Source organism: Gordonia sp. NB41Y (assembly GCF_030718915.1).
Lineage (GTDB): Bacteria > Actinomycetota > Actinomycetes > Mycobacteriales > Mycobacteriaceae > Gordonia > Gordonia desulfuricans.
Genome location: NZ_CP132196.1, coordinates 993,478 through 1,020,364 on the forward strand (window position 1 = coordinate 993,478; position 26,887 = coordinate 1,020,364).

The 26,887-nt window shown below is 70.4% G+C and carries 27 protein-coding genes; 13 read left to right on the plus strand and 14 right to left on the minus strand.

Features of this window, described 5'->3' with window-relative positions; translation table 11 throughout:
• Positions 1–100: 100 nt before the first annotated feature.
• From tatB to sigE, 4 genes are all read right to left on the minus strand, one after another.
• Positions 101–616: a Sec-independent protein translocase protein TatB gene (gene tatB, locus Q9K23_RS04235; protein WP_305950397.1), complete on the minus strand. Its 516-nt coding sequence runs from the start codon at positions 614–616 to the stop codon at positions 101–103.
• Between the two features lie 15 nt (positions 617–631).
• Positions 632–2,083, minus strand: coding sequence for a trypsin-like peptidase domain-containing protein (locus tag Q9K23_RS04240; protein WP_152972839.1), 1,452 nt, complete (start codon positions 2,081–2,083; stop codon positions 632–634).
• 195 nt (positions 2,084–2,278) lie between these two features.
• On the minus strand, positions 2,279–2,824 hold the full coding sequence (locus Q9K23_RS04245) for a hypothetical protein (RefSeq protein ID WP_053778006.1): 546 nt from the start codon (positions 2,822–2,824) through the stop codon (positions 2,279–2,281).
• A gap of 247 nt (positions 2,825–3,071) precedes the next feature.
• Positions 3,072–3,677 carry an RNA polymerase sigma factor SigE gene (gene sigE, locus Q9K23_RS04250; protein WP_020793416.1) on the minus strand — a complete coding sequence of 202 codons (606 nt, stop codon included), beginning with the start codon at positions 3,675–3,677 and terminating at the stop codon, positions 3,072–3,074.
• A gap of 249 nt (positions 3,678–3,926) precedes the next feature.
• Between sigE and Q9K23_RS04255 the strand changes: the two genes are divergently transcribed.
• A complete protein-coding gene (locus Q9K23_RS04255) occupies positions 3,927–4,592 on the plus strand; it encodes a class I SAM-dependent methyltransferase (protein WP_053778007.1) in 666 nt (221 codons plus the stop codon).
• Positions 4,593–4,788: 196 nt separating this feature from the next.
• On the opposite strand, the gene Q9K23_RS04260 is transcribed toward Q9K23_RS04255, so the two are convergent.
• The 3 genes from Q9K23_RS04260 to rfbD all read right to left on the minus strand — a co-directional run bounded on the left by Q9K23_RS04260 (position 4,789) and on the right by rfbD (position 7,972).
• The gene (locus tag Q9K23_RS04260; protein ID WP_305950532.1) at positions 4,789–5,859 is read right to left on the minus strand and encodes an NDP-sugar synthase; all 1,071 of its coding nucleotides are present in this window, start codon (positions 5,857–5,859) and stop codon (positions 4,789–4,791) included.
• A gap of 103 nt (positions 5,860–5,962) precedes the next feature.
• Positions 5,963–6,835, minus strand: a complete 873-nt coding sequence (locus tag Q9K23_RS04265) for a glycosyltransferase family 2 protein (protein WP_082366004.1) — start codon at positions 6,833–6,835, stop codon at positions 5,963–5,965.
• 42 nt (positions 6,836–6,877) lie between these two features.
• On the minus strand, positions 6,878–7,972 hold the full coding sequence (rfbD, locus tag Q9K23_RS04270) for a dTDP-4-dehydrorhamnose reductase (protein WP_305950533.1): 1,095 nt from the start codon (positions 7,970–7,972) through the stop codon (positions 6,878–6,880).
• A 355-nt stretch (positions 7,973–8,327) separates the two neighbouring features.
• On the opposite strand from rfbD, the gene Q9K23_RS04275 reads away from it, so the two are divergent.
• The 4 genes from Q9K23_RS04275 (at position 8,328) to Q9K23_RS04290 (ending at position 12,891) form a co-directional block, all read left to right on the plus strand.
• Complete coding sequence (locus Q9K23_RS04275) at positions 8,328–10,733, plus strand: LCP family protein (RefSeq protein ID WP_261978028.1); 2,406 nt, start codon at positions 8,328–8,330, stop codon at positions 10,731–10,733.
• Positions 10,733–11,455, plus strand: coding sequence for a TIGR03089 family protein (locus Q9K23_RS04280; RefSeq protein ID WP_053778008.1), 723 nt, complete (start codon positions 10,733–10,735; stop codon positions 11,453–11,455). The genes Q9K23_RS04275 and Q9K23_RS04280 overlap by 1 nt, the downstream gene beginning before the upstream one ends.
• Positions 11,456–11,662: 207 nt before the next feature.
• Positions 11,663–12,067, plus strand: a complete 405-nt coding sequence (locus Q9K23_RS04285) for a nitroreductase family deazaflavin-dependent oxidoreductase (protein ID WP_053778027.1) — start codon at positions 11,663–11,665, stop codon at positions 12,065–12,067.
• Positions 12,064–12,891 (plus strand): dienelactone hydrolase family protein, encoded by an 828-nt coding sequence (locus tag Q9K23_RS04290; RefSeq protein WP_053778009.1) that lies wholly within the window; start codon positions 12,064–12,066, stop codon positions 12,889–12,891. The genes Q9K23_RS04285 and Q9K23_RS04290 overlap by 4 nt, the downstream gene beginning before the upstream one ends.
• A gap of 45 nt (positions 12,892–12,936) precedes the next feature.
• Here the strand turns inward: Q9K23_RS04290 and purE are convergent, their stop codons facing one another.
• Positions 12,937–13,497 carry a 5-(carboxyamino)imidazole ribonucleotide mutase gene (gene purE, locus Q9K23_RS04295; protein WP_261978031.1) on the minus strand — a complete coding sequence of 187 codons (561 nt, stop codon included), beginning with the start codon at positions 13,495–13,497 and terminating at the stop codon, positions 12,937–12,939.
• A gap of 8 nt (positions 13,498–13,505) precedes the next feature.
• Positions 13,506–14,699, minus strand: a complete 1,194-nt coding sequence (locus Q9K23_RS04300) for a 5-(carboxyamino)imidazole ribonucleotide synthase (RefSeq protein WP_053778029.1) — start codon at positions 14,697–14,699, stop codon at positions 13,506–13,508.
• Between the two features lie 166 nt (positions 14,700–14,865).
• On the opposite strand from Q9K23_RS04300, the gene Q9K23_RS04305 reads away from it, so the two are divergent.
• Positions 14,866–15,426, plus strand: a complete 561-nt coding sequence (locus Q9K23_RS04305; protein WP_020794607.1) for a GtrA family protein — start codon at positions 14,866–14,868, stop codon at positions 15,424–15,426.
• On the opposite strand, the gene Q9K23_RS04310 is transcribed toward Q9K23_RS04305, so the two are convergent.
• Genes Q9K23_RS04310 through Q9K23_RS04320 form a run of 3 tightly spaced genes read right to left on the minus strand, consistent with a single transcriptional unit; the run spans position 15,398 to position 18,110 of the window.
• Positions 15,398–16,732 carry a HAMP domain-containing sensor histidine kinase gene (locus tag Q9K23_RS04310; RefSeq protein ID WP_305950398.1) on the minus strand — a complete coding sequence of 445 codons (1,335 nt, stop codon included), beginning with the start codon at positions 16,730–16,732 and terminating at the stop codon, positions 15,398–15,400. The genes Q9K23_RS04305 and Q9K23_RS04310 overlap by 29 nt on opposite strands.
• Before the next feature lie 26 nt (positions 16,733–16,758).
• Complete coding sequence (locus Q9K23_RS04315) at positions 16,759–17,436, minus strand: response regulator transcription factor (protein ID WP_053778031.1); 678 nt, start codon at positions 17,434–17,436, stop codon at positions 16,759–16,761.
• 41 nt (positions 17,437–17,477) lie between these two features.
• A complete protein-coding gene (locus Q9K23_RS04320) occupies positions 17,478–18,110 on the minus strand; it encodes a PH domain-containing protein (protein ID WP_305950399.1) in 633 nt (210 codons plus the stop codon).
• A gap of 193 nt (positions 18,111–18,303) precedes the next feature.
• Here Q9K23_RS04320 and Q9K23_RS04325 point away from each other — a divergent pair, with 193 nt between their 5' ends.
• Positions 18,304–18,963: a hypothetical protein gene (locus Q9K23_RS04325; RefSeq protein ID WP_053778010.1), complete on the plus strand. Its 660-nt coding sequence runs from the start codon at positions 18,304–18,306 to the stop codon at positions 18,961–18,963.
• 64 nt (positions 18,964–19,027) lie between these two features.
• Here Q9K23_RS04325 and Q9K23_RS04330 read toward each other — a convergent pair whose 3' ends face one another.
• Complete coding sequence (locus Q9K23_RS04330; RefSeq protein WP_053778011.1) at positions 19,028–19,849, minus strand: biotin--[acetyl-CoA-carboxylase] ligase; 822 nt, start codon at positions 19,847–19,849, stop codon at positions 19,028–19,030.
• A 139-nt stretch (positions 19,850–19,988) separates the two neighbouring features.
• On the opposite strand from Q9K23_RS04330, the gene Q9K23_RS04335 reads away from it, so the two are divergent.
• The 3 genes from Q9K23_RS04335 to Q9K23_RS04345 are packed head-to-tail and all read left to right on the plus strand — an operon-like array spanning position 19,989 to position 22,548.
• The gene (locus Q9K23_RS04335) at positions 19,989–21,617 is read left to right on the plus strand and encodes an acyl-CoA carboxylase subunit beta (protein ID WP_020792929.1); all 1,629 of its coding nucleotides are present in this window, start codon (positions 19,989–19,991) and stop codon (positions 21,615–21,617) included.
• The gene (locus Q9K23_RS04340; protein ID WP_020792931.1) at positions 21,614–21,862 is read left to right on the plus strand and encodes an acyl-CoA carboxylase subunit epsilon; all 249 of its coding nucleotides are present in this window, start codon (positions 21,614–21,616) and stop codon (positions 21,860–21,862) included. The genes Q9K23_RS04335 and Q9K23_RS04340 overlap by 4 nt, the downstream gene beginning before the upstream one ends.
• Positions 21,863–21,867: 5 nt before the next feature.
• Complete coding sequence (locus tag Q9K23_RS04345) at positions 21,868–22,548, plus strand: Maf family protein (protein WP_053778032.1); 681 nt, start codon at positions 21,868–21,870, stop codon at positions 22,546–22,548.
• Positions 22,549–22,716: 168 nt separating this feature from the next.
• On the opposite strand, the gene Q9K23_RS04350 is transcribed toward Q9K23_RS04345, so the two are convergent.
• Positions 22,717–23,724, minus strand: coding sequence for a neutral zinc metallopeptidase (locus Q9K23_RS04350; protein ID WP_305950400.1), 1,008 nt, complete (start codon positions 23,722–23,724; stop codon positions 22,717–22,719).
• Positions 23,725–23,957: 233 nt separating this feature from the next.
• On the opposite strand from Q9K23_RS04350, the gene Q9K23_RS04355 reads away from it, so the two are divergent.
• Genes Q9K23_RS04355 through Q9K23_RS04365 form a run of 3 tightly spaced genes read left to right on the plus strand, consistent with a single transcriptional unit; the run spans position 23,958 to position 26,745 of the window.
• Positions 23,958–24,854 (plus strand): sulfurtransferase, encoded by an 897-nt coding sequence (locus Q9K23_RS04355; protein ID WP_053778013.1) that lies wholly within the window; start codon positions 23,958–23,960, stop codon positions 24,852–24,854.
• Positions 24,851–25,330 (plus strand): SufE family protein, encoded by a 480-nt coding sequence (locus Q9K23_RS04360; RefSeq protein ID WP_053778014.1) that lies wholly within the window; start codon positions 24,851–24,853, stop codon positions 25,328–25,330. Before Q9K23_RS04355 ends, Q9K23_RS04360 begins: the two co-directional genes overlap by 4 nt.
• On the plus strand, positions 25,330–26,745 hold the full coding sequence (locus tag Q9K23_RS04365; RefSeq protein WP_053778015.1) for a condensation domain-containing protein: 1,416 nt from the start codon (positions 25,330–25,332) through the stop codon (positions 26,743–26,745). Before Q9K23_RS04360 ends, Q9K23_RS04365 begins: the two co-directional genes overlap by 1 nt.
• Positions 26,746–26,887: the final 142 nt, after the last annotated feature.

The following is a 26,887-nucleotide window of genomic DNA, read 5'->3' on the forward strand; positions in this document are numbered from 1 at the left end:
GCGGTAGGCGCCCGGTGCAGTCTTCGACGCGCACGCCCATCACCATCACGCCCGCTCACCGCGATCACGCCGGATCGCCGCGGACGATCACCCGACCGGCTCAGGTCGCGTCCCAGTCGGTGATGTCATGGCTGCCCTTCGCCGGGGTGTGCGCCGGGTCGGCGGCCGGCTGTGACCTCGCCGACGAGTCGGCACCGGGGGTCGAGGCGGGGCCGGCGGTCTTCGTCAGGGACGGCCCGGCGGGCTCCGGCGGGGTGGGAACCGGGGACGACACCGGCTTGACCGGCGGGATCTCGGTGGCCGACTTCAACGACGACGCGGCGTCGGTGAAGGTGTTGAGCACCGAGTCGTCACCGTTGAGCAGATGTTTGGTGACCAGCGCCTTGGGTGTCATGCCGCGCAGCTCGTTGAGGTCCGACAGCGGTTTGCGCAGGTCGTCGAACTCCGGACCCAGCTCGTTCTTCAGCTGGTCGCTCGCTCCGGTGGCGTAGTCGCGCACCTTGCGGATCGACTGCATGGTCCAGCTGATCGCGCCGGGCAGTCGTTCGGGCCCGAGGATGATGAGCCCGGCTGCGATCAGCACGACGATCTCGCCCCAGCCGATACTGCTGAACATTGCGCGCTTCCTGACTCAGTCGCTGGCCGGGGTGATCGTGCCGTCGAAGGTGCGACCGTCCCGCCAATAGGTGAACTTGACCGGCTCACCGATCTTCGCGGTCCGCACCGCCACCGTCAATTCGTCGGCACTCTCGATGGGCCGTCCGCCGAACGAGGTGATCACATCGTTCTCGCGAAGCCCGGCCTTGGCCCCCGGTCCGCCGTCGACGACGTTGCGGATCTGCGCGCCCAGCACGCGGTCGTTGCGGACCGAGCTGGCGTTGACGCCGATCTGGGGGTGGTTGACCTTGCCGTCCTTGATCAGCGCCTGGGCGATCGGCACGGCCTGGTCGATCGGGATGGCGAACCCGAGGCCGATCGATCCGCCGCCGGGCACCAGGCCCGCGGTGTTGATCCCGACCACCTTGGCGTCGTTGTCGACCAGGGGGCCACCGGAGTTGCCGGGGTTGATCGCGGCGTCGGTCTGGATGGCGTCGATCACCGCGTCGGTGTCGGACTCGGAATCGGGCCGCAGCGGCACCGCACGATTGAGCGCGCTGACGATGCCGCTGGTGACGGTGCGGTCGAGACCCAGCGGCGAACCGAAGGCGATGACCTCCTCGCCGATCTGCAGGTCGTCGGAGTTGCCGAGGTTCGCCACGGTCAGGTTGGCGACGTTGTCGACCTTCAGTACCGCGAGGTCGGTGCGCGGGTCGCGTCCGGCGATCCGTGCGGTCACCCGGTTGCGGTCGAAGAAGACCACCTCGAGTTTTGCGTTGCGATCGTTCGCGGCCATGGAGATGACGTGGTTGTTGGTGAGGATGTAGCCCTCACGGTCGATCACGAACCCCGACCCGGTGGCATAGGCGCTGCTCGTGCGGACGTCGATCGCGACGACCGATCGTTCGACGGCCTGGGCGACCCGCGCGACCGATGAGCGTGCGGTGGTGTCGTCGTTCTTGTCCGCGGTGGACAGTTCGACGGTGTCGCTGTTGAGCGGCGCGGCGACCTCCGCGGTGAACCGGCCCATCAGGCCGCCGACCACACCGATCAGCAGGGCGATCACCACGAGGGTGGCCAGCGCATGCCAGGCGATGCGGCGGCCGAACAGGACGTCGCGGACCCCGAGCTTGGGGCCGGGGGTGGTGGGCGCGACGGTCTCGGCGGACACGGCGGGTCTGCTCAGCGAGGCCATGCTCTCCGGATCGCGCCACGGGTCGGCGGGAGGTTCGGGCTCGTCGGTCTCGCCGAAGGTGGCGAGCGGATCACGCTGCAGGGACTCGTCGCTGCCCTCGGGACGGCCGAATGCCTCGGCGAGTACCGGATCGGGAGCGGCGACCTGCGGCTGCGGGGAGTCGGTGCTGCGGCCCGCCGGCGCGAACGATCCGGCGACCCCGGAGGGACGGCCGAAGACCTGTGCGGTGCCGGGCGACACCGGTGCGTGACGACCGCCGGGTGCCGGAGCCGTAACGGTCGACGGCGTCACCGCGGGAGCCGCCGAGGCGGTGCGGTGTTCGACGGTGGGCCGCTCGGACGCGGTGTCAGCGGGGGTCGCCCGGTGTCCCGGGGTACCCGACTGACCCGAACGGTTCGGGTGTTCGGCCGTCACGTCGTCGGCGCCGTCGGGCGCAGGGGTCGAGGGAGTGGTCGGCGGCTGTGCCGTGCGCTCGAAATCCACGTCTCAGCGGCCCCGCCACCGATTCATCCGCCCGCGGGTGACCGGCGGCGGGGTGCCGGGGAGGTCGGTGGGGCCGTCGGCTCGACGCCCCTCGCCCGCCCGGCCGTGGGCGGCCTGGTCGTGCATGTCGTGCGCTGCCTGATCGCGCATGTCGAACTCACGGGTCGGGATCTGGCTGAGCTGGCCGAGCAGACCGGTCGGGATGGAGACGGTGCCCGACGAGCGCAGGCGGGCACGCGCGGCCGTCTGGGCGTCGACCGCTGCGACACACTCGGGGCACAGGGCGAGATGGTGGGTGGCCCGCATGTGCGCGGTCATGCCGAGCTCGCCGTCGACGAAGGCGGCGACCGCCTCCGGGGCGAGGTGTTCGGTGGGGGCGAACCGGCGATCACCGGGTCCGGCGGGCCGCCGGATCGGCGCGAAGGAGGATCGTGCGGGAGTCCAGGAGGAGGCGTTCCACACCGATCGACGGCGGCGCATGCTCTCCGCGGACTCCGGGTGGTCGGTCATGTCACCGGCATCGGGTTGCCGTCGTGGGCCGTCCATCATCGTTTCGCCTTCACCCCTTTCGACACGTACCGGTGCTCTCGCGTGCGCGCCATGCGGGCCTGGACCCTACCGGCGACATCGCTGCGACCACGGTACGCGTGTTCCGCGTCGTCGTGGTCGACGCTTCAGCCTATCCGACACCCTCAACGACCGACCGCACCCTGGGGTTCCCATCTCCGGCCGTCGACCTCGCGGATGCATCCGGTCGGGAAACGGGCCGGGAGGTCGTGGGCGGGAGGTCGTGGGGTCAGCGACCGATCGCGACCGAGCGCCGGTCGGTGTGACCGTTCGCCTGGAGATGGTCACGGATGGTCTGCCGGCCGCGGTGGATGCGGCTGCGCACCGTACCGAGCTTGACCCCGAGGGTGGTGGCGATCTCCTCGTAGGACAGACCCTCGATGTCACACAGGACGACGGCGGCACGGAACTCCGGGCTCAGCGAGTCGAGCGCGGCCTGCAGGTCGGCGTCGAGGTTCGCATCGGCGTAGAGCTGCTCGGGGTCGGGGGTGTCGCCGGGGACCCGGTCGTACTCCTCGGGCAACGCCTCCATGCGGATCTTGTTGCGGCGGCGCACCATGTCGAGGAACAGGTTGGTGGTGATGCGGTGCAGCCACCCCTCGAACGTTCCCGGACGGTAGTTCGACAACGAGCGGAACACGCGGATGAAGGTCTCCTGGGTGAGATCCTCGGCGTCGTGCTGATTGCCCGACAGGCGGTACGCGAGCCGGTACACACGATCGGCATGCTCACGAACCAGTTCATCCCAGGAGGGCATGAACATCTCGTTTCCGGTGGCGTCGAATCCCGCCGTACCGGTGGGGACCGTCTCGGTGGACGCCTCGAGCTCTGTCATCGTCGGTGGCCGGTTCCTTCCTCGCAACCCGTCATCACGCTGGCTCGCGTTCAGTATGTCGAACCTCATCCGCGTCGTCGATATTCCGACTCTGCGGAATTCCGACTCTGCGGACCTCATCGGCGTTTACCCTTCCGTATCGCCGTGTGGTCGCCGTATGAGACACCTGAGCTTTGTCTGAGGAACCCGGCGCCGACTCGCGGGCGTGCCGGTCACCGGCGCAGACGGGTATCGGCATAACCTCATTGGATGACCGACGAACGGCCGACAGACCCCGGCATGGCAGATCCCCGCACCGCACTGATCGACTACGCCGAGTCCGCCATCGTCGAGGACGACGCACTGCTCGCGGCGCGTGACCGCGCCGCCGAGCTCGGCACCGACCCGGTCTCCCCCGCCGTCGGTGCGCTGCTGGCCCTGCTGGCCCGGTCGACCCATGCGCGCGCCGTCGCCGAGATCGGTACCGGCACCGGCGTGAGCGGCCTGTGGCTGCTGGCCGGCATGGCCGCCGACGGTGTGCTCACCACGATCGACCCCGAACCCGAACACCACCGTGCGGCCCGGCTGTCGTTCTCCGGCGCCGACATCGCCCCGGGCCGCACCCGCCTCATCAACGGCACCCCGCACGAGGTGCTGCCGCGGCTCTCCGACGAGTCCTACGACATCGTCTTCATCGACGGTCCGCGCCTGGACATGCCGGCCTTCGTCGCCGAGGGCATCCGCATGCTGCGGGCCGGCGGCGTCCTGGTGATCCACCACGCGGCCGCCTCCGGCGCGGTGGCCGATCCGTCGCGCACCGACCCGGTCACCACCGCGGCCCGGGATGCGGCGCTGCTCGTCGCCGACGACGACCGGCTGCTGCCGGTGGTGATCCCGCTCGGGACCGGGGTGCTCGCGGCCGCCAAGGCCCGCTGACCCGCATCCGGGAACTCCCCCGCGGTGTCGTGGGGCACGCCGAAGGCCGTCCACGGTCCAGGGACGAACCCGCAGAGACGAACCCGCCCACGGACCGGCGGTACCGGGGCCGTGGGCAGATGTCGGACACGCCCGGCCCGGGAGAAGGACCCGGGCCGGTGACGGGGCTCAGATGACGGGGCTCAGACGTCGGGGATCAGACGTCGGTGGAGAAACGCAGTCCGCCGTCGGGGATCTGGACGCCAGGCCACACGCGTGCGCCGCGCAGCAGCTCGCAGCGGGCGCCCACCTCGGCACCGTCGCCGATGACCGTGTCGCGGATGAGTGCGCGCGGACCGATCCGGGCACCCGAACCGACGATGGACCGTTCCACCACGGCCCCCGCCTCGATCACCGCGCCGTCGAAGATCACCGCACCGTCCAGACGTGCCCGCGGACCGATCTCGGCGCCGCGACCGACGACGGTGCCGCCGATCAGCACCGCGCCCGGGGCGATACCGGCTCCCTCGTGCACCAGCGACTCACCGTGCCGGTCACCGAGTGCGGGCGACGGCGCGATCCCGCGGACGAGGTCGGCCGAACCGCGCACGAAGTCCTCGGGGGTGCCCATGTCGCGCCAGTAGGCCTGGTCGACATAGGCCTGCACATGACGGCCCTCGGCCAGCAGCCGCGGGAACACCTCGCGCTCCACCGACACCTCGCGACCGGCCGGGATCTCCTCGATCACCGAACGGTCGAACACATAGGTTCCGGCGTTGATCTGGTCGGTCGGCGGGTCCTGGGTCTTCTCCAGGAAGGCGGTGACGCGGCCGTTCTCGTCGGTGGGTACCGAACCGAAGGCCCGCGGATCACTCACCCGCACCAGATGCAGGGTGACATCGGCGCCGGTGTCGCGGTGGGTGGCGACCACATTGCGCACATCGGTCCCGCCCAGGACGTCACCGTTGAACACGACGATGGTCGACGCGGTGAGCTCGTCGAGGACGTTGCGGATGCCGCCACCGGTGCCCAGGGGCTCCTCCTCGGTGACATAACGCATGTTGAGGTCGAGCTTGGAGCCGTCGCCGTAGTACTCGGAGAACACGTGGGCCTTGAACGAGGTGCCGAGCACCACGTCCTTGATGCCCGACGCCCCGATCCGGGAGAGCAGATGGGTCAGGAACGGCAGACCCGCGGTCGGGAGCATCGGCTTGGGTGCCGAGAGGGTGAGCGGGCGCAGCCGGGTGCCCTTACCGCCCACCAGGACCACCACCTGCACATCGGACATGTCGATGTCGGGAACATCGGCCGCGGGTTGCCCGTGGCTGCCCACCGAGAAGAACGTCATGGTCTCTCCTTATGGATGAGGTACTGGTCGAATTGTGGCCGGTTCAGGCGTCGGCCGCAGCGGAGTGTCTGGCGGCGCGCACCGCGAGGCGGCACCGGATGGCGAGGCCGACCCGCAGGGCCAGCCGGATCGGGGCGCGCAGCACCCCCGGGTTGCGGTCGGCCTGGAACCGGTAGGCGCTGCGATGATGCGCCGGGAGCATGGTCTCGGGCCGCTTGTCGGCGGTGTGACCCTTGGCGTGGGTGACCTCGGCACCCGGGATGTAGACGTTGAGCCAGCCGGCCCGGCCGAGGCGGTCGCCGAGGTCGACGTCCTCCATGTACATGAAATAGCGGTCGTCGAATCCGTTGATCGCGTCGAAGGCCTCGCGGCGCACCAGCAGGCACGAGCCGGACAGCCAGCCGACCGGACGTTCACTGGGTGCGACGTCGTCGGCGCGGTAGGCCGCCGACCACGGATTGGACTTCCACACCGTCCCGAGCAGGGCGTGTCCGGTACCGGACACCAGGTCGGGGACGCGGCGTGCCGACGGGTAGACCGAGCCGTCGGGTTCACGGATCAGGGGGCCCAGCGAGCCGGCGCGCGGCCAGCGGGCGGCCGCGGCGACCAGCTCGTCGATCGCGCCCGGCGACCACTCGACGTCGGGGTTGGCGATCACGATGAACTCCACGTCGTCGTCGAGTACGCGGACCGCCCGGTTGATCGCGCCACCGTAGCCGAGGTTGCCGCCGGTGTGGACCAGCGTGACGTTGTCGTGCTCGCGGTCGGCGGCCTCGGGGGCGCCGTCACCGGAGCCGTTGTCGGCGATGATCACCGGCGGCACCGACGACGTGGCGTGCACCAGGCTCTCGAGGAAGGTGCGCAGGTGGTCACCGGACCAATAGGTCACCGTCACCACGGCCAGCTTCGAAGTCACCGGGTCAGCCTAGCCAACCGGACACCGGCCACCCACGGCTCGTCATTGCGCGTCGCCGGAGACCAGGGTGTCGTCGATCACGGACGTGTTCTCGGTCACCTCGGATTCGGATTCGGGGGTGTCGGATGCCGGCGACTCCGGGACCGACGACTCCGACGACTCCGAGACCGACGACTCCGAGACCGCGGCGTGCAGGGCCTGCCGCCAGTCGCGCAGCGGGGTGAGGCCTGCGGCCACCCAGGATGCCGGGGACAGGACCGAGTACGCCGGCCGCGGGGCGGGGCGCGGGAACTCGTCGGTGGTGCAGGGCCGTACGCGGTCCGGGTCGGCGCCGACCTCGGCGAACACCGCCTGCGCCACCTCCCACCAGGTGAGCGCCCCGGCGTTGGTGGCGTGCAGGATCTCCCCGGCACCGGTCGAACCGGTGCGCGGGCCGCGGCGGGCCAGTTCCCACAGGCCGTCGGCGAGGTCGACCGCATAGGTCGGCGAGCCGGTCTGGTCGTCGACCACGGTGATGGTGTCGCGGGCGGCCTCGAGGCGGCGCATGGTGCCCACGAAGTCGGGGCTGTCGGGGCCGCCGGTGTACACCCAGGCGGTGCGCACCACGGCGGTCGACGGTGCGGCGGCGACGGCGGCCCGTTCGCCGGCGAGTTTGGTGGCGCCGTAGACGGTGGGCGATGTGGTGACGGAGTCGCTGTCGGCGGGTTCATAGGGGGTGACGCGGGGCGCGACCCCGTTCCCGGCGGAGCCGGCGGCCGGGCCGTCGAAGACGTAGTCGGTGGAGACGTGGATCAGCCACGCCCCGGCGGCCTCGGCGACGGCGGCCAGGTGGGCGGGTCCGTCGGTGTTGACCGCCGCGGCCCGTTCCGGTTCTTCCTCCGCCTTGTCGACCGCGGTGTAGGCGGAGGCGTTGATCACCACGTCACCGGCGGAGAGTCCGGCGAGCGCGGCGCGCACCGAGGCGGCGTCGGTGACGTCGATGTCGGCCGAGGTCAGTCCGTGCACGCCGATACCGCGCGGGGCGCGGCGGGTGAGCGCGGTGCCGAGCTGACCGGCGGCGCCGACGATCCAGACCGCACCGGGGCCCGCATACCCGCCGCCGGTGGTCGCCTCCTCGGTCCCCGCGTTCCCCGACATCCCCGTATCCCCCGACGTGCCCGTATCCCCCGGTGCGCTGTCCGTGTGTGCCATGGCCGCCATCGTGCCCCACGCGGAGGGTGTCTGCCATGTCGCCGTACCCGACGGTTCGCCGTCTCCGGACCCGGTTCCGGATAGTCGGTTTCGAGGGGTTGCGCCACCGGTTCGTGACCGATCACTCGACGCCCGCCCGGCGTTGCGCCCCCGAGTTCACCAACAGATTCAGTAGCCTTGCGACTGCAAACCACATCAGGCACGTCCAGCACTCGAGTCACAGAGGTCCCAGTAGCCGAGGTCTCAGTAGCCGAGGTCCGGACGGACGCCGCCGAGAGACGACGGAGAAGGAAGACCACACGTGGAGTCCCGCCCCGACGGCGCGCGCCGACGGCCGAACCGGCCGAGTGGTGACGTGGAACCCCGCCCCGACGGCGCACGCCGGCGGCCGACCGGCGATGACGCCCGGTCGCGCCACGCACGCCCGGACTCCCCGGATGCACCGCGTTCCCGGCAGACCGGCGACGACTCCCATGGACAGGCACGGCCCGAGATGCGCGCCGACGGTCCACCCCCACGGCGGCGTGCCCGCCCCGAGTCGGTACCGCCCCGCGACGACTCGCCGCGGCGGCGTCCGGCTCCGGGCCCCGACGACACCGGCGGCGGCGAGGCACCCCGGCGTGGACCGCGGCAACGCTCCTCCGGCGAGATCCACACTCGCAGTGCCGAGGCGTCGGACCGTCCCCGCGCACCCCGTCAGCGCCCAGCCGCCGAGCGAAACCCCGGCGAGCGAAACCCCGGCGAGCGCACATCAGGTGACCGCACACCGGGTGAGCGGCCGGTCCGCCGTCGCCCGGCCGAGCAGACCTCCGACACCCCCCGCTCGGGCCGGAAACGTCCCCCCGCCGACCCCGCGGCACGCAAGGCCGCGCCGAACCGACGGGCCCCCGTACCCGGGGCCTCGGAGCGGGACAGGGAAGGCCGGGACCGGGAAGACCGCAACAGGGAAGACCGGGACCTGACGGCACAGCGTCCGGCAGGGCAACGGTCGTCGTCCCGGCGGCGCCCCAACCGGGCCACCCCCGACCAGAACACCCCGGACCAGAACGCCCCAGACCGGAACACCCCAGACCGGAACACCCCCGACAGGGCCACCACCACCGGGGACACGACCGGCGAGAAGCGCCGCATCCGCACCCGTCGGCGAGACACCCGGGCATCGAACACCCGGGCATCGGACACCAGCACGGTTGCCGCCGCCGCACCGGCCACCGTCGACCCCGACACCGAATCCGGCACCGATTCCCCACCGCCACGGCGACGGGGACGCATGGCCGGGGTGTCCGGCAGCTGGATCGGTCGCGGACTCGTCGCGCTGGTGTCGGTGGCGGTGCTGCTGGGCACCGGCTACGTGTGGCGTTCGGTGGACAACCTCGACTCCGACATCACACGCCTGGCCGGACTCGGCCTGGGCAACGGCAGCGACGGCGCCGTCGACATCCTGCTCGTCGGCACCGATTCGCGCACCGACGCCAAGGGCAACCCGCTGACCCCGCAAGAACTGAAGATGCTGAAGGCCGGTGACGAGATCGCCACCAACACCGACACCATCCTGCTGATCCGCGTCCCGAACGACGGATCGTCGGCAACGGCCATCTCGATCCCCCGCGACTCCTATGTCGACGTGCCGGGGATCGGCAAGACCAAGATCAACGCCGCCTACGGCGCCACCCGGGAATCGGTGCGGCGCAAGGCCGTCGAATCGGGCACCGACGAGGCCGACGCCGAGCGGGAGGGAACCGAGGCCGGACGCAAGGCCCTCATCGACACCGTCGCCGCACTGACCGGCGTCGAGGTGGATCACTACGCCGAGGTCGGCCTGCTCGGCTTCGTGCTGCTCACCAACGCCGTCGGCGGTGTGGACGTGTGCCTGAAGAACCCGGTCCGCGAACCCATGTCGGGGGCCCGGTTCAAGGCGGGACGCCAGACGCTGAACGGTTCGCAGGCACTGAGTTTCGTCCGCCAGCGTCACGAGCTGCCGCGCGGCGACCTCGACCGCATCACCCGCCAGCAGGTGTACATGGCCTCGCTGACCCAGAAGATCCTGTCGGCGGGCACCCTCACCGACCCGGGCAAGCTGAACGAACTGCAGAGCGCGGTGTCACGCTCGGTGATCATCGACGACGACTGGGACGTCCTCACCTTCGTCGAACAGCTCAAGGACCTCAGCGGCGGCCGGGTCAAGTTCGCCACCATCCCGGTGCTCGACGACCACGGATGGAGCGAGGACGGCCAGCAGAGCGTGGTGACCGTCGACCCGGCACAGGTGAAGACGTTCACGTCCAATCTGCTCGACCCGTCCCGGAACACCGGCCGCAGCGAGTACACCGTCGACGTGGTCAACGCCGGCACCGTGGACGGCCTGGCGGCCAACGTCTCCGGCATCCTCACCGCGAAGGGTTATCAGGCGGGCGCCACCTCGTCGACGCCCACCAACGATCGCGACTCGGTGGTCTATGCGCACGACGCCGACGACCCGGGTGCCCGGCTGCTCGCCAAGGATCTCGGCGGACTGACCGTACGTGCCGACCCGTCGATGCCCGAGCACCGGATCCGCGCCGTGCTGACCAACACCTACGATGGGACCGGCTCGGTGTCGGACGTGGGTGCGAGCTCCCCCGACACCTCGGACCAGGCCAGTACCCCGGCCGCCGCCAACCGGGCGGCGATCACCGCCAACTCCGACGGTCCGACCTGTGTGAACTGATGACGACTTCCGAGAAGACCCTCACCGCCGCGGTGTTCGACGCCGTGGACGACCACACCCGACCGGCGCTCACGTTCTACGACGACGCCACCGATGAACGCACCGAACTCAGTTGGGCCACCCTGGGCAACTGGGCCGCCAAGACCGCCAATTTCCTTGTCGCCGAGCTCGGTTCGGCGCCCGGCGACGACGTCGTGGTGGATCTGCCGGAACACTGGCAGACCGCGGGCATCCTCCTCGGGGCGTGGTGGGCCGGTGCCCATGTGCACGTACCGGGTGACGGTGGGCTCCCGGACTCCCCGATCGCGGTGTTCACCTCCGCCGAGGGCATCGACGCCCACCCGGACGCCGAGGAACTGCTGGTGGCCCCACTCGATCCCTTTGCATTGCCGGTCAAGGGACTTCCGCCCGGGGTCTCCGATTTCGGGTCGCGGGTGCGGGTGCACGGCGACCAGATGCGTGGCCCACGCTACGGCGGCCCGGCACTCAACGGTGTTGCGGGAGAGACGGTTCTGACGCAGGCCCGGTCGGCGGCACAGACCGCCGGACTCGAGCCCGGTGGCCGGGTGCTGTCGACGCGCGAGTGGCGGTCGGCCGCCGGGATCGTCGCCGACCTCCTCGGGCCGCTGGCGACCGGTACCGGGCTGGTGTGGGTGGCGCACCCGTCGGGTCCGCAGGATCGCCGGGCCGAGACCGAGCGCGCGGTCCTGCTGCCGGACTGACTTTCTCACCGACGCGGCGCGCCGCACTGCGTGATCGGGCGCACCGCACCGTGGGATCGGGCGCACCGCACCGTGGTGATCGGGCGCACCGCACCGTGGGATCGGGCGCACCGCACCGTGGGATCGGGCGCACCGCACCGCGGGATCGGGCGCACCGCACCGTGGGATCGGGCGCGCCGCACCGCGGGATCAGGCAGAGTGGGGACCATGAAACTGCCTGCCGCACTCGCCAGGTCGAACAGATACGTGGCCAACCGGGTCCAGGGTCTGTGGGCCCCGTATCTCGCGCCGTGGGCCGTCGTCGAACATACCGGCCGCCGGTCCGGGACGCCGTATCACTGCCCGGTGCTCGCGTGGACCGACGACGACCGGCTCGGGATCGTGCTGGCCTACGGCCGGGACACCGATTGGGTACGGAATGTGCTGGCCGCGGGCGGCTGCGGGATCACGCGCCGGGGACGTCACCAGCGCCTGGTGCGGCCGCGGATCATCCCCGCCGACTCGCCCGATCTCCCCTTCGGTGCCCGCATCGCCGGGCGACCGTTCGAGTGGGCGCTGATGGGCACCCTCGTCGACGCCGACGACACGCCGGCCGGGGGCACCAGCGCATGAGCGACGACCGGCTCGACGACTTCACCGCCGAGGACGCCACCCACCTGGGCGTCACCCGGCGGGTGTACCGCAAGGGTTCCGGACCGGCGGTGATCGTGATCGCCGAGATGCCGGGGATCACCCCGGCGGTCGCCGATTTCGCGCGTCGCGTCGCCGATCTCGGCGCCACCGCGGTGATGCCCTCACTCTTCGGCACCGACGGCAAGGACGTCTACGGCGGCAACCCGGTGGGTGCCGCGGTGTCGACGGTGACCACGATGGCACGGGCGTGCATCAGCCGCGAGTTCTCGATCCTGGCACTGGGCAGGTCGTCGCCGGTCACCCGGTGGCTGCGGGCGCTGGCCGCCGACGAGCACGAACGCTGCGGCGGACCCGGCGTCGGCGCGGTCGGCATGTGTTTCACCGGCGGGTTCGCCCTGGCCATGGCCGCCGACGACCGGCTCCTGGCGCCGGTACTGGCGCAGCCCTCCCTGCCGTTCGCCGTCACCGGCAAGCATCGCCGGTCGATCGACATCGGTGCCGACGACCTCGCCGCGGTCCAGGCCCGCTGCGCCAAGGGACTCCAGGTGATGGGCCTGCGGTTCGAGGGCGACCTCATGTCACCGGCCCCGCGGTTCCGCAAGCTCGAGGAACTGCTCGGCGACGCCTTCATCGGCATCGAGTTACCCGACGCCACCGCCAGCCCGGATTCGCCACTGCCCAAACCACATTCGACGCTGACCGTCGACCTGGTGGACGAGCCCGGCCAGCCCACCCGGGTGGCCCTCGATCAGGTCCTCGACTTCCTGCGCCGACGCCTGGAGATCACCGCCCCGCCGACCTGACCACCCCGCCGACCCGACCACCCAGACCTGACCGGCCGGGGTATCTCAGTCGCCCAGCAGCTTCGCCCGCAGGGCGGCATCCTTCTCGAGCACCATCTGCTCGAGGCCACGCTGGAAGCTCTCCATGCGGGCGCGCAGTGCGGGATCGGCGGCGCCGAGGATGCGCACCGCCAGCAGGCCGGCGTTGCGTGCCCCGCCGACCGACACGGTCGCGACCGGGACACCGGCCGGCATCTGCACGATCGACAGCAGCGAGTCGAGTCCGTCCAGGTGACGCAGCGGAACGGGCACACCGATCACCGGCAGCGGGGTGGCGGCGGCGACCATACCGGGCAGGTGCGCGGCACCGCCGGCACCGGCGATGATCACCTCGATGCCGTTCTCGGCGGCCGCGGTCGCATAGTCGAGCATGCGCTGGGGCGTGCGGTGCGCCGACACCACACCCACCTCGAACGGGATGTCGAACTCGGCGAGTGCCTCGGCGGCGAGCTGCATCGTCGGCCAGTCGGAGTCGCTGCCCATGATCAGCCCGACGCGGGCCTTCAGGACGTGATCGGCGGCGCCGGCCGCGTCGTCGCCGCTCGTGGTTCCGGTGCTGTCAGTGATCCCGGGCATCAGTGCCCCTCCCATCCATCGGTCCACACCGCCGTGGACATCCAGTGCGCGGCACGTTCGGCACGTTCGCGGACCGAGGCGAGGTCGTCGCCACCGGCTCCGACGATATTGACATGCCCGATCTTGCGGTCGGGCCGCTCCCCCTTGCCGTACAGGTGCACCTTGGCTTCCGGGATGCGCGCCATCAGGTGGTGCAGGCGCTCGTCCATCGACATCTGCGGGGCCTCGTCGGCGCCGAGGATGTTGGCCATCACGGTCACCGCCGACCGCGGTGCGGTGTCGCCGAGGGGGTAGTCGAGCACCGCCCGCAGATGCTGTTCGAACTGCGAGGTGACCGCACCGTCCATGGTCCAGTGCCCGCTGTTGTGCGGGCGCATCGCGAGTTCGTTGACGAGCAGTTCGCCGTCGACGGTCTCGAACAGTTCCATCGCCATCACACCCACGACGCCGAGTTCGTCGGCCAGCCGCAGTGCCATCTGCTGGGCCTGCGCGGCGAGCTCCGGGTCCAGATCGGGGGCCGGGGCGAGCACCACCGCGCACTGTCCCTTGCGCTGGATGGTCTCCACCACCGGCCATGCGGCACCCTGCCCGAACGGCGAGCGGCCGATCATCGCCGACAGCTCGCGACGCATCGTCACCTTCTGTTCGGCGATCAGGTCCACCCCGGTGTCGAACTGCTCGTCGAAGACCGCCATCGCGGCGTCGCGGTCGTCGACGATCCACACCCCGCGTCCGTCGTAGCCGCCACGGATCGCCTTGAGGACGATCGACCAGTCGTGCCGGTCACCGAACTCGGTCAGCCGGCCGCGGGCCAACCCCAGGTCGCCGGAGAGATCGGCGTAGTCGGGTACGGGCAGTCCCAGCTCCGACAGCCGCAGCCGCATGGCGCGCTTGTCCTGGGCGAACTGCAGGGCCGTCGACGGCGGGAGCACCGAGACGCCCTCGGCCTCCAGGGTCTGCAGATGGTGCAGCGGCACACCCTCGTGATCGAAGGTGAGGGCCACCGATCCGCGGGCCGCGGCCCGCAGGTCGTCGATGTCGTCGTGGGAGCCGAGTACGACGTCGGCGCTCACCTGGGCGGCCGGGTCGTCGGCGGTGGCGGCGAGCACCCGCAGACACTGGCCCAGAGCGATCGACGCCTGATGTGTCATCCGGGCGAGCTGCCCGCCACCGATCATGGTGACGGTCGGCATGGCCGCGCCACCGGACCGGTCGTGCGGGGGTGCGGGGATGCGGGGGTCGGCGCCGTGCGCGCCGTCAGGCGAAGTCACGCGATCCATCGTGGCATGCCCGGCATGTCGGGCGCATGACCGACCGCGGTGAAGTTACCACCCGGTCGGGGTCCTACACTCGTGTCTTGTGCCATTCATCGATGAGACCGTAGCCCGGCTACCGGAGCCGGTCCAGCGGCAGGTGATGAAGCACCATGAACTGATCAAGTTCGCCTTGGTGGGCGGCACCACGTTCATCTTCGACATGGTGATCTTCTACTCGCTGACGTTCACCGTGCTTCAGAGCAAACCCGTCGTCGCGAAGATCATCTCCGGCGTCCTCGCCACCATCCTGAGCTACATCCTCAACCGCGAGTGGGCGTTCAAGAACCGCGGTGGCCGTGAGCGCGCGCATGAGGCATTCCTGTTCTTCGGCATCAGTGGTATCGGCGTGTTGCTGCAGGCCGCGCCGCTGTGGGTGGCGAACAACGTCTTCGACCTGCGCTCCAATCTCGGTTCGCTGGAACTCGCCGTCGTCGACTTCATCCTCGGATTCCTGATCGGCAACCTGCTGCAGATGGCGTTCCGGTTCTGGGCCTTGCGCAAGTTCGCCTTCCCGGAGGAGAACCTGCGCGGCGGTGACGCCGGATCGACCGATCTGTACCCGAGTGTCGAGGAACTCAACGATGAGGAACTCGGTCACGCCTGACGTGTGGTCGTGGCGAGCCCGGTCCCGGCGGCCCCGATCCCGGCGCTGACGCCGACGGCACCACCACCGAGAAGATCGGCGGCCGACGCCGGCTCAGTTCCAGGCGACCACCGTCGGCCTCGACGAGTGCACGCGCCAGCGACAGCCCCACACCGTTGCCCGCACCGGCGGAGAAGCCCCGCCGGAAGATGTCCTGCACGAGGTCGTCGGGTACTCCCGCGCCGTCGTCGGCGACGGTGATCCGCACCATGTCGCCGGCCAGGGCCCCCACGCCGATCCGGCAGTCCCCGGCCCCGTGCTGCAGGGCGTTGTCGACCAGCACGCTGACCGCCTCCCGCAATCGGCCCGGGTGGGCCGACAGCGCCACCGGCCGGCCGGTGTAGGTGGTGCGCAGCCGTCGGCCCTGTGCGTCGAAGGCGTTCTCGAAGTCTCCGACCAGCGTGGTGATCAGCTCGGTGACGTCCAGGCGCACCGGCTCGGCGGGATCGTCGCGGGACGCGGCGACCATCTCGTCGAGTTCGGAGGCCAGGCGTTCGACCTGCGCGAGCCCGGCCTCGGCCTCGTGGACCACGGCGGGGTCGTCGTGCAACGACAGTTCGTCGAGGCGCAGCTGGATGGCGGTGAGCCGGCTGCGCAGCTGATGTGAGACGTCGCCGACGATCTCGCCCTCCCGTTCCAGTCGCAGCGCGATCTCGGTGTTGGCGTCGCCGAGCGCCCGTGACACCCGGTCGAGTTCACTGATGCCGTAGGTCTTCCACTCCGACCGGAAGTCTCCGCGCGCCATCGCCGCGGCCCGGTCGGCGAGGTCGATCAGCGGGTCGGCGATCCGCCCGGCGGTGACCGCCGCGGCGACGGTACCGGCGGCCAGCGACGACGCGACCACCAGCAGCACGATGCCGACGGCGGCGAGCTGGTCGTTGCGGACGTCGTCGAGCGGGATCTCCAGGACCAGCGATCCGGCGTCACCGAGGCCGATGCTGTCGGTCATCGCCGGGCCGGCGATGTCGGGGCCGACGGTGCGACTCGACGAGCGGCCGCTGTTCTCGGTGTAGATCAGGACCAGCCGGCCGCCGTCCGGGATCAGGGCCAGCACCGAGGCGGTGTCGAGCCGGGCGGGGTCGAGCGCGGCGTCATGCCCGTCGTCGGTGCGGATGAGCTGATCGGAGATCGACTTGAGGCGGCTGTCGAGGGTCTGGTGTGCGTTGTCGCCGACCCACCACCAGGCGATCACCGACAACGGGATGCCCAGCAGGGCGCCGACCGCCACCAGCATGGCGATCATGGTGTAGAGGATGCGGCGACGCATGGACGTGGCCGGTCAGCGGCCGCGGATCACGGGTCGAACCGGAACCCGACACCGCGCACGGTGACGATGTGCCGCGGCCGGTCGTGCCGGTCGTCGCCGATCTTGCGGCGCAGCCACGACACGTGCATGTCCAGGGTCTTCGACGACCGCAGGTCGGCCGATCCCCACACCTCGGTGAGGATCTCGTCCCGGCTGACCACCTCACCCGCGCGTTCCATCAGGAACCGCAGGAGGTCGAACTCCCGGTTGGCCAGCACCAGGTCCTGGCCGTCGATCAGCACCCGGCGACCACGGGCGTCGAGCCGGATGTCGCCGCCCTCGAGGACCACGTCGTCGGCGGTCTGCCTGCGGCGCAGCAGCGCACGCACCCGGGCCAGCAGTTCGGCCAGCCGGAACGGTTTGCCGACGTAGTCGTCGGCACCGGCGTCGAGTCCGACGACGAAGTCCACCTCGTCGGTGCGGGCGGTGAGCATCAGGACGGCCAGTTCGGGGCGGCGGGCGCGTACGCGCCGGCAGACCTCGAGCCCGTCCATCTCCGGCAGTCCGAGATCGAGGATCACCAGCTCGAAACCACCGTCGACGGCGCGTTCGAGGGCCTCGGTGCCGGTGCCGACCACCTCACAGCCGTATCCCTCCCGGGACAGGGCGCGGGCCAGCGGTTCGGCGATCGCGGTGTCGTCCTCGGCGAGCAGAACATCGGTCACAGGGCAGTCCTCTCCCGGCGGGTCATCGGCGGGTCCGGCGGTCACGGGCGCGGTCGGCACGGGTCGGCGTCGTCGTCGCGGTGATCCCGACGATCATCCCACCGGTCATCACCCCGGCCCACATCTCCCCTGCCCACGTCCCCCCGGCCCACGTCTCCCCTGCCCACATCTCCTCTGTCCACGATGTCGAGCACCTCGTGGTAGAGCAGCGCGTGCACCTTCTCGACCTGGGGGATGTCGGCGAACTCGAGCGGCTCGTCGGAGGCCGACTCGATCATCAGGGTCCCGGTCCGCAGCATCCGGTCGACCAGACCGTGGCGGAACTCGACGGTGTTGATCCGGCCGATCGGGATGTCGATCCCCGACCGCGTGAGGATGCCGTTGCGGAAGATCACGCGCCGGTCGGTCAGCACGAAGTGCGTGGTCTTCCACGACACCAGCGGCCGGACGAAGAACCAGATCGCCGCCGCCGCCCACAGCACCCCGATGGCGATGTAGGCGACCGTCGCCGACGTCGAGGTGAGTCCGGTCGACGAGATCACACCGGCCAGCAGTCCCGCGACGGCGCTGACGAGCACGAAGAGCAGGAACGGTCCGAGTAGACATTTCCAGTGCGGATGCCGGTGCAGCACGATCCGTTCACCGGGCGCCAGGTTCTCCCGTGGATATGCCATGCGGTCAGCATAGGCGCGGGGTCGGCACGAACGCGGAGCGTCGGGAGGACGGGGCAGACGCGGAGCGTCGGGAGGACGGGGCAGACGCGAAGCGTCGGGAGGACAGGGCAGACGCGAAGCGTCGGGAGGACAGGGCACCGTCGGTAGACTGACGACCGAATATTTTCTTCTCGACGAGGTTCAGGAGACGCTCATGACCTATCGCGACCCCCGGGATCCGCGCACGTCGAAGTATGAGCCCGGGTACGCACCGGACTCGCGTGCGTACAGCCGGCAGGATCCGGCCTACCAGGACCCCGGCTACCAGAATCCTGCCTATCAGGATCCCGCCTATCAGAACCCGGCGAACGCCTACGGGCAGGACCCGTACGCGCAGCAACAGCAGCCGCCGCGACCGGCGGCCCAGCCGCGCAAGCGCGTCGGCCCGGACATCAACGTCGGCATGTTCGTCGGCGGCATCGTGATGACCGGTGTGGTCACCGGACTGGCCGCCTGGCTGGTGGCGTGGATCATCCGCAGCATCGTCGACCAGGTCAACGCGAGCGGCCGGTTCGGCATCTGGAACCCGGTCGCCAACGACGAGATCTGGTTCGCGCTCACCGGTTTCCTGTGCGCCGTCGCAGCCGGTGCGCTGTGGTACGTGCTGCAGATCATCACGCCCACCCCCGACGCGTTCTTCCGCTGGATCGTCGGACTGCTGATCGCCGCGGCGGTGATCATCCCGATCGTCGCCTACGCCTCCGGCCAGATCTCGGTGGGCATCGGTACCGCGGTCATGCACCTGGTGATCGGCCTGCCGATCTTCTCGCTGGTGCCCGCGATGGGACACAAGAGCGTCAACAGCGGCCGCTGATCCGTCCCCGGGGCGAGTACTCCGGGGACGGCTACTCCCGGCGGGCCGGCGCCTGCGCGGGCGCTCAGTCGTCCTCGGGCCGCAGGTGTACGACGTCGGCGGCGGTGGCGCTGACCTGTTCCCCGCTGTCGGTGCGGACCACGATCCGTCCGTCTGGGTCGACGTCGACGGCCGTCCCCACCCGCACGTCGTCACCCGGCAGGATCAGCCGCACGCGACGGCCGAGGGTGTCGCAGCGGTCGCGGTAGCGGCGGGTGATGGTCGCGAGATCGTCCGGCCATCCCAGGCCGCCGAGGGCCCGCAGGTAGTCGACGGCCAGCGCGGCGGCGTCCACCGGTTCACCGAGTTCGATGCGCAGGCTCGTCGCCGTCGGCACGGGTAGCTGATCGGCGGTCATGTCGGTGTTGAAACCTGTTCCGACCACCGCGATCCCGCCGGGCACCGAGTCGGTCGCCGCAACGTACTCGGCGAGGATCCCCGACACCTTCTTGTCCCCGATCAGCACGTCGTTGGGCCACTTCAGCATCGCCCGCAGGCCGGTGGTCTCCTCGATCGCGGTGGCCACGGCGAGCCCGGTGGCCAGCGACAGCCAGCCCAGGGTGTCGGTGTGCCCGCGGACCGGCAGCACCGCCGAGATGGCCAGCTGCGCACCGGCCGGGGCCTCCCACACCCGCGAGTGCCTGCCTCGACCGGCGGTCTGGTCGGTGGTGATGCGGGCGGTGCCGACGATGTCGGGCTCCGATGCCCGCGCCACGAGGTCGGCGTTGGTCGAACCGGTCGAGTCCACCACTTCCACCCGCTGCCAGATCGTGCCGGCCAGCCGGTCGCCGAGACGGTCGATGCCGGAGCGCAGATCCGAGGGGTCGCCGGAGGTGAGATCGGTCATGACCAGTCACCCTACGGGGCGCTGACCTGCTTCGGACGCGGTATCCCACTTCCCCGACCGATCGCTCGGGAACATGAGTGAAATCTCACGTTGGGGCGGGTTGACGGGGGTCACACTCCTCTGGCTAGCATCGGATTCCATGACCACTGCTTCGTCCGACTCCGGCGCCGCGCCGAATATCCACACGACGGCCGGAAAACTCGCCGATCTGCGCCAGCGACTCGAGGAAGTGAAACACCCGGTCGGCGAGGCCGCGGTGGAGAAGGTCCACGCCAAGGGCAAGATGACCGCCCGCGAGCGTATCGAGAACCTGCTCGACGAGGGTTCGTTCGTCGAGCTCGACGCCCTCGCCCGCCATCGCAGCATCAACTTCGGGCTCGCCGACCGTCGCCCGCTCGGCGACGGCGTGGTGACCGGCTACGGCACCATCGACGGCCGCGAGGTGTGCGTCTTCTCGCAGGACGTCACCGTCTTCGGTGGCAGCCTCGGCGAGGTCTACGGCGAGAAGATCGTCAAGGTCATGGACCTGGCGATCAAGACCGGCCGGCCGCTGATCGGGATCAACGAGGGCGCCGGTGCCCGCATCCAGGAGGGTGTGGTCTCCCTCGGCCTCTACGCCGACATCTTCTACCGCAACGTCCGTGCATCCGGCGTGATCCCGCAGATCTCGCTGATCATGGGTCCGGCCGCCGGCGGCCACGTGTACTCCCCCGCACTCACCGACTTCGTGGTGATGGTCGACCAGACCAGCCAGATGTTCGTCACCGGCCCCGACGTCATCAAGACCGTCACCGGCGAGGACGTCACCATGGAGGATCTGGGCGGCGCCCAGACCCACATGACCAAGTCGGGTGTGGCGCACTACGTCGGCTCCGACGAGCAGGACGCCCTCGACTACGTCAAGGAACTGCTGGGCTACCTGCCGAGCAACAACCGCGCCGAGCCGCCGCGTCTGCCGGTGGCCACCCCGGCCGCGGGGTCGATCGAGGAGACCCTCACCGAGGAAGACCTCGAGCTCGACACCCTGATCCCGGATTCGGCCAACCAGCCGTACGACATGCACGAGGTCATCCGCCGCATCGTCGACGACGAGGAGTTCCTCGAGGTCCAGGCCGAGCGTGCGACCAACATCATCGTCGGCTTCGGCCGGGTCGACGGACGCAGCGTCGGCATCGTCGCCAACCAGCCGACCCAGTTCGCCGGCTGCCTCGACATCGACGCCTCGGAGAAGGCCGCACGCTTCGTGCGCACCTGTGATGCGTTCAACGTGCCGATCGTGACCCTGGTGGACGTCCCGGGCTTCCTGCCGGGCACCGACCAGGAGTACAACGGCATCATCCGCCGCGGCGCCAAGCTGCTCTACGCCTACGGCGAGGCCACCGTCGGCAAGATCACCGTCATCACCCGCAAGGCCTACGGCGGCGCGTACGACGTGATGGGCTCCAAGCACATGGGTGCCGACGTCAACCTGGCCTGGCCGACCGCCCAGATCGCCGTGATGGGCGCCTCCGGTGCGGTGGGCTTCGTCTACCGCGGCCGCCTCAAGGAGGCCGAGGCCAACGGTGAGGACGTCGACGCGCTGCGTCTGGAACTCCAGCAGGAGTACGAGGACACCCTGGTCAACCCGTACGTCGCCGCCGAGCGTGGCTACGTCGACGCGGTGATCCCGCCGAGCCACACCCGCGGCCAGATCGCCACCGCGCTGCGGCTGCTGGAGCGCAAGATGGTGACCATGCCCCCGAAGAAGCATGGGAACATCCCGCTGTGAGCGCCGACGAGACGACCGGCGTGAGCGCCGGGGAGAACGCCGCCGAGAAGGCTCCCTTCCTGCGTGTGGTGAGCGGTAACCCGACCGCCGAGGACGTCGCCGTACTGGTGTCGGTCCTCGCCGCGGCTGGCGGATCGGGCCCGGGCCCGGCCGACACCGAACCCCGCAACGAGTGGGGCCGCCCGGTGGACCGGCTGCGCCCGCAGTGGGGTTCACCGCTGGGCTTCACCAACCTCGGCCGCTGACGCCGGTGGCCACCACCGGGCGTACACCGCGCCATGAGGTGATCCTGGGGTCGGCGTCGCCGGCACGGCTGTCGGTGCTGCGCCGGTCGGGGCTCGACCCCCGGGTCGTGGTCTCCGACGTCGACGAGGACTCCGTCCTGGAGGGCCTCCTCGGCGCCCCGCCCGAGGATGTGGTGGCCCGGCTGGCGATGGCCAAGGCCGACGCCGTGGTGGCCCGGCTGGTCGCCGAACGTTCCGGCACCGATCCCGGACCCCACGCCGACCGCACCGTGGTGATCGCCTGCGACTCGATGCTGCTGTTCCGTGGCGCGCTGACCGGCAAACCGCACACCCCCGAGGTGGCGATCGCCCAGTGGAAGCGCGTGCGCGGGCATTCGGCGCAGTTGCTGACCGGCCATCACGTGAGCGTGCTGGCCGGTCTGGACGTGGTGGCCTCGGCCAACGACACCTGCACCACGACCATCGAGTTCGCCGACGCCACCGACGCCGAGATCGAGTCGTATGTGGCCACCGGTGAACCCCTGGAGGTGGCCGGCGGGTTCACCCTCGACGGTCTCGGCGCATGGTTCGTCGACGGCATCGACGGCGACCCGTCGTCGGTGATCGGTATCGGTCTGCCGACGGTGCGCCGGCTCCTGACGCGGGTCGGGATCGCCGTCGCCGACCTCTGGCAACCCGGCTCCTGATCACCGGTGGTCCCGATCACCGCCACGATCTGATCCGCCGGCACCGGTTCTCCGGTGCCGGCGGTGTCGTGTCCCGGCCGGGGTCAGGTCTGCGCCGTCCCGGCCGGGGTCAGGTCTGGGCCGTCCCGGCCGGTGTCGTGTCCCAGAGGGTCTCGGTCGTTCCGGCCGTCAGCCGAACACCTCGGGCCAGTACTTGGTGAAGCAGTTCACCGGCTGGCCCTGTCCGAGCGATGGTCCGAAGAAGCCGAGGGAGATCGCGCCGATCCGCTGTGTGGCGGTGCCGTGGCCCTGGCCGGGGGCCGGGTCGGCGATCTTCTGCAGCAATGCGACGGCCTGGGTGATGTCGGCGATCGACAGCTGGTGGCGCTTGAGCACGGTGGCCGCCCAGTTGCCGGCCAGGCAGTCGGCGATCAGCTCGGCGTTCTCCCCGCGCGGCTCCGACCGCGGACCCAGCCCGCCGGCCTGTGCGATGCGGTCGACCACGGCGTGCCCGTACTCGTGTGCCACGACCGTCGCCGCGGTGAACTCGCCCTGGAACCCACCGATCTGATCGAGCGGGCCCTGGACCAGGAAGGTGCCGGTCCAGATCCCGACGAAGGTCTCCACCGGCAGGATCACCGATCCCTCGACCCGTTGCCCGGAGCCGTCGGCGGCCACGTCCACCGGGCAGAAGAAGGCATTCGGGGTGTCGGACTCGACCACCGTGTCCCGGTCGTCGGTGTCGGTGCACGAGGAGCGGAAGGTCTCCCCCGAGGCGACCAGTACGCGGCCGGGATCCGGGTTGCCCCAACCCAGTTCCTCGAACCACGGCCCCCAGGTGCCGTCGAGGTCGTCGAGCACCGAGCTCAGGTACGCCGGGACCTTCTGCTGCGCATTGCCGGCGGTGATCTGTCCCTGCATCAGCGACGACGTCGGCACCGGCAGTGCGGGGCAGTTCCCGGCGGTACAGTCGCCGGGGACCGAGCCGGTCGGCGCCGACGACGATCGTGTGGTGCTGCTGCGCGGGGTACTCGAGGCCGTCGACGACCCGGATGCCGAGGTCGTCGCCGTGGTGGTGGCGGGAGACCGGGTGGGGACGGCCTCGTCGTCGCCGCCGGTCGAACATGCGGCGAGCCCGATCGCCGTGACCGCGATCGCGACGACGAGTCGGAAACGGGCCGAGCCTGGACGCATCATGTGAGGAATCTAGCAACGCTTCGGGGTGCGGCCGAACAGGTTGTCACCAGTTGAATGACCGGGAGGTCGCGACACCGCAGACCGTGATGTCGCGGTTGTCCCGACCGGCTGCCGATGCCGCGAATCGCCGCACCGACCCGGTTGGCCGCCCGCCGCACCTCGCGACTGGGTAGGCTTTCTGCGGGACCGCGCAGCCCGCCGATCCCTGACCCACTGTGGGAGAGGTTGTTCAGTTGAGCGTTGAGACCGACCAGAATCCGGCCTTCGCCGATTACGCGCACCCCGAGCGGCTGGTGACGACGCAATGGCTCTCCGCGCATCTGGGCAGCAAGGGACTCAAGATCATCGAGAGCGACGAGGATGTGTTGCTCTACGACATCGGGCACATCCCGACCGCCCAGAAGGTCGACTGGCACCTGCACCTCAACGATCCCGTCACCCGCGACTACATCAACGGTGAGCAGTTCGCAGAACTGATGCGCAGCAAGGGAATCGAGCGGGACGACACCATCGTCATCTACGGCGACAAGTCCAACTGGTGGGCCGCCTACGCACTGTGGGTGTTCACCCTGTTCGGCCATGAGGACGTCCGGCTGCTCGACGGCGGACGCGACGCGTGGATGGCCGAGGACCGCGACACCTCCTTCGACGTCCCGGAGTACCCGCGGTCGGACTACCCGGTGGTCGAGCGCAACGACTCCGCGATTCGCGCCTTCGCCGCCCAGGTCCGTGAGTCCCTGGGCACCGAGCCGCTGATCGACGTGCGCTCGCCGCAGGAGTACACCGGTGAGCGCACCCACATGCCCGACTACCCGGAGGAGGGTGCACTGCGCGGCGGTCACATCCCCACCGCGGTGTCGATCCCGTGGGCCAAGGCGGCCGCACCCGACAGCCGTTTCCGCAGTCGCACCGAGCTCGACGAGATCTACGGTGGCCTCGACCCGCAGACCCCGACCATCGCCTACTGCCGGATCGGTGAGCGCTCGAGCCACACCTGGTTCGTGCTGACCCATCTGCTCGGATTCGGCAGCGTCCGCAACTACGACGGTTCGTGGACGGAGTGGGGTAACGCCGTGCGCGCACCGATCGTCGTCGGTGACGAGCCGGGTACCGCGCCCAGCTCGTCATGAGTCTGCCCCCAGCTCTCGCCGAGATCGTCGACGACTTTGCGGCCGTAGGCGATTCGGACCGCGTCACCATGCTGCTCGAGTTCGCCGGCGAGTTACCCGACCTTCCCGACGACCTTCGCACCGAGGCGATGGAACCGGTACCCGAGTGCCAGTCCCCGGTGTTTCTGTCGGTCGACGCCGACGACCCGGGGTCGGTGCGCCTGTTCTTCAGCGCACCACGGGAGGCCCCCACCACCCGGGGATTCGCCTCGATCCTGCACCAGGGTCTCGACGGCGCGTCGGCTGCGGAGATCCTGGCCGTGCCGGGCGACTTCTATCACGATCTCGGGCTGGCCGCGGCGGTCAGCCCGTTGCGACTGCGCGGGATGGCCGGGATGCTCGGCCGGATCAAGTCGCAGGTGCGCGCGCAGACCGGAGCCGGCCCCGCCGGCACCGGATCGGCGACCCCGCCCGCGGGCTCCCCGACGTCGGACTGATGAAGTTCATCCAGATCCTGGAGGAGCCGATCGAGCCGGGCGGGCTCGTCGAGTGGACCCCGTTCACCCCGGGCGGCCTGGGCACCTGGAGCCCGGATCCGCGGTTGACCTCACACAATCACGAACAGCACCTGCGGGCGGCGTTCGAGTACCGTGCGCGCACGCACCGGGAGGGCGGCCGCGAGTCGTGGCTGGGCGTGTCCGTCGAGTTCGACGAGGCGCTGTCGATCCCGGCGTTGCGCGCGACGCTGAGGTTCTGGATCGACCGGCACGAGGTGCTGCGCAGTCACGTGGTGATCACCCGCGACGGCTTGCGGCGGCTGACCACCGCACCGGGGACGGTCCGGCTGAACATGGGTCGGATCGGCTGGTACGCCGAGCCCGGACCGCTCGTCGAGCAGCTGGCCGGTTCCTTCGACCGCGCCACCGCCCCGATGCACTGGCCCGCCTACCTGTTCGCGACGATCGGCCGTGAGTCGTCGTTCACGCTGATCTTCACCGCCGACCATTCCCTGCTCGACGGGTACTCGCTGATCATGGCCCAGCACGAGCTCACCACGATCTACCGGGCGATGCGCGACCATCGGTCGGTGGACCTTCCCGAGGTGGGCAGTTACGTCGACTTCAGTGCCGCCGAGCGACGCCAGGCCGACCAGGACGGCGCCGACCACCCGGCGGTGAGCACCTGGAGCAGATTCCTGCAGGCCGGCAGCGGCGACATGCCCGCCCTGCTATCGGCGTCGGCCGACACCACCACCGTCCCCGGCCCGGCCGCCGGCGGTGAACGGCCCCAGGAGTCGCGGTCGGGGGTCATCACCGACGACGACACCGCGAACCGGTTCGCCGCGGTCTGCGCCGAGGCCGGCGGATCGCTCACCGCCGGGGTCCTCGCCGCGTTCGCGATGGTGCACCACGACATCACCGACGACCCCGAGTTCCGGTGCGTGCTGCCCCGGCACACACGCAACGACGCGCGCTGGCTGGCCGCGCTCGGCTGGTTCGTCGCCGTCGCACCGTTCTGTCTCGACATGTCCGATTCGCCCACCTTCGACCAGACGGTGGCGCGGTCGACCGCGGAGTTGAAGCATTCCCGACAGGGGGCATCACTGCCGTATCTGCGGGTGGCCGAGCTGATCGGCCACAGCGGGCATCCACGATTCGTGATCTCGTTCATCGACACCCGCTATGCCCCGGGTGCGGCCGCCGCCGACGCCGGCCGGGCGAAGGTGCTGCGCAGCCACTCCTACTCCCCCGACGAGGTCTACATCTGGATCACCCGCACCCCGTCGGGCCTGCGGTATTCCACCCGCTTCCCGCACCACGCCGACGCGGAGCTCGTGCCCGGGTTCCTCGCCGCCTTCGCGGCCTGTGTGCGGGCCGTCGCCGATGGCAGCACATTCAACTCGCGGATGTGACCCACACCTCCACCGATCGTTTGCTCGGTGGGTTAGGGTGAATGCCGGTGTGTGCGCCGCCTAGACTCCAGGAGGTGCGCCACGCCGGTCGCGGACACCCTGTTGTGACCGGTGCCCAGAACCCGATTTCGGCGCCCTATCC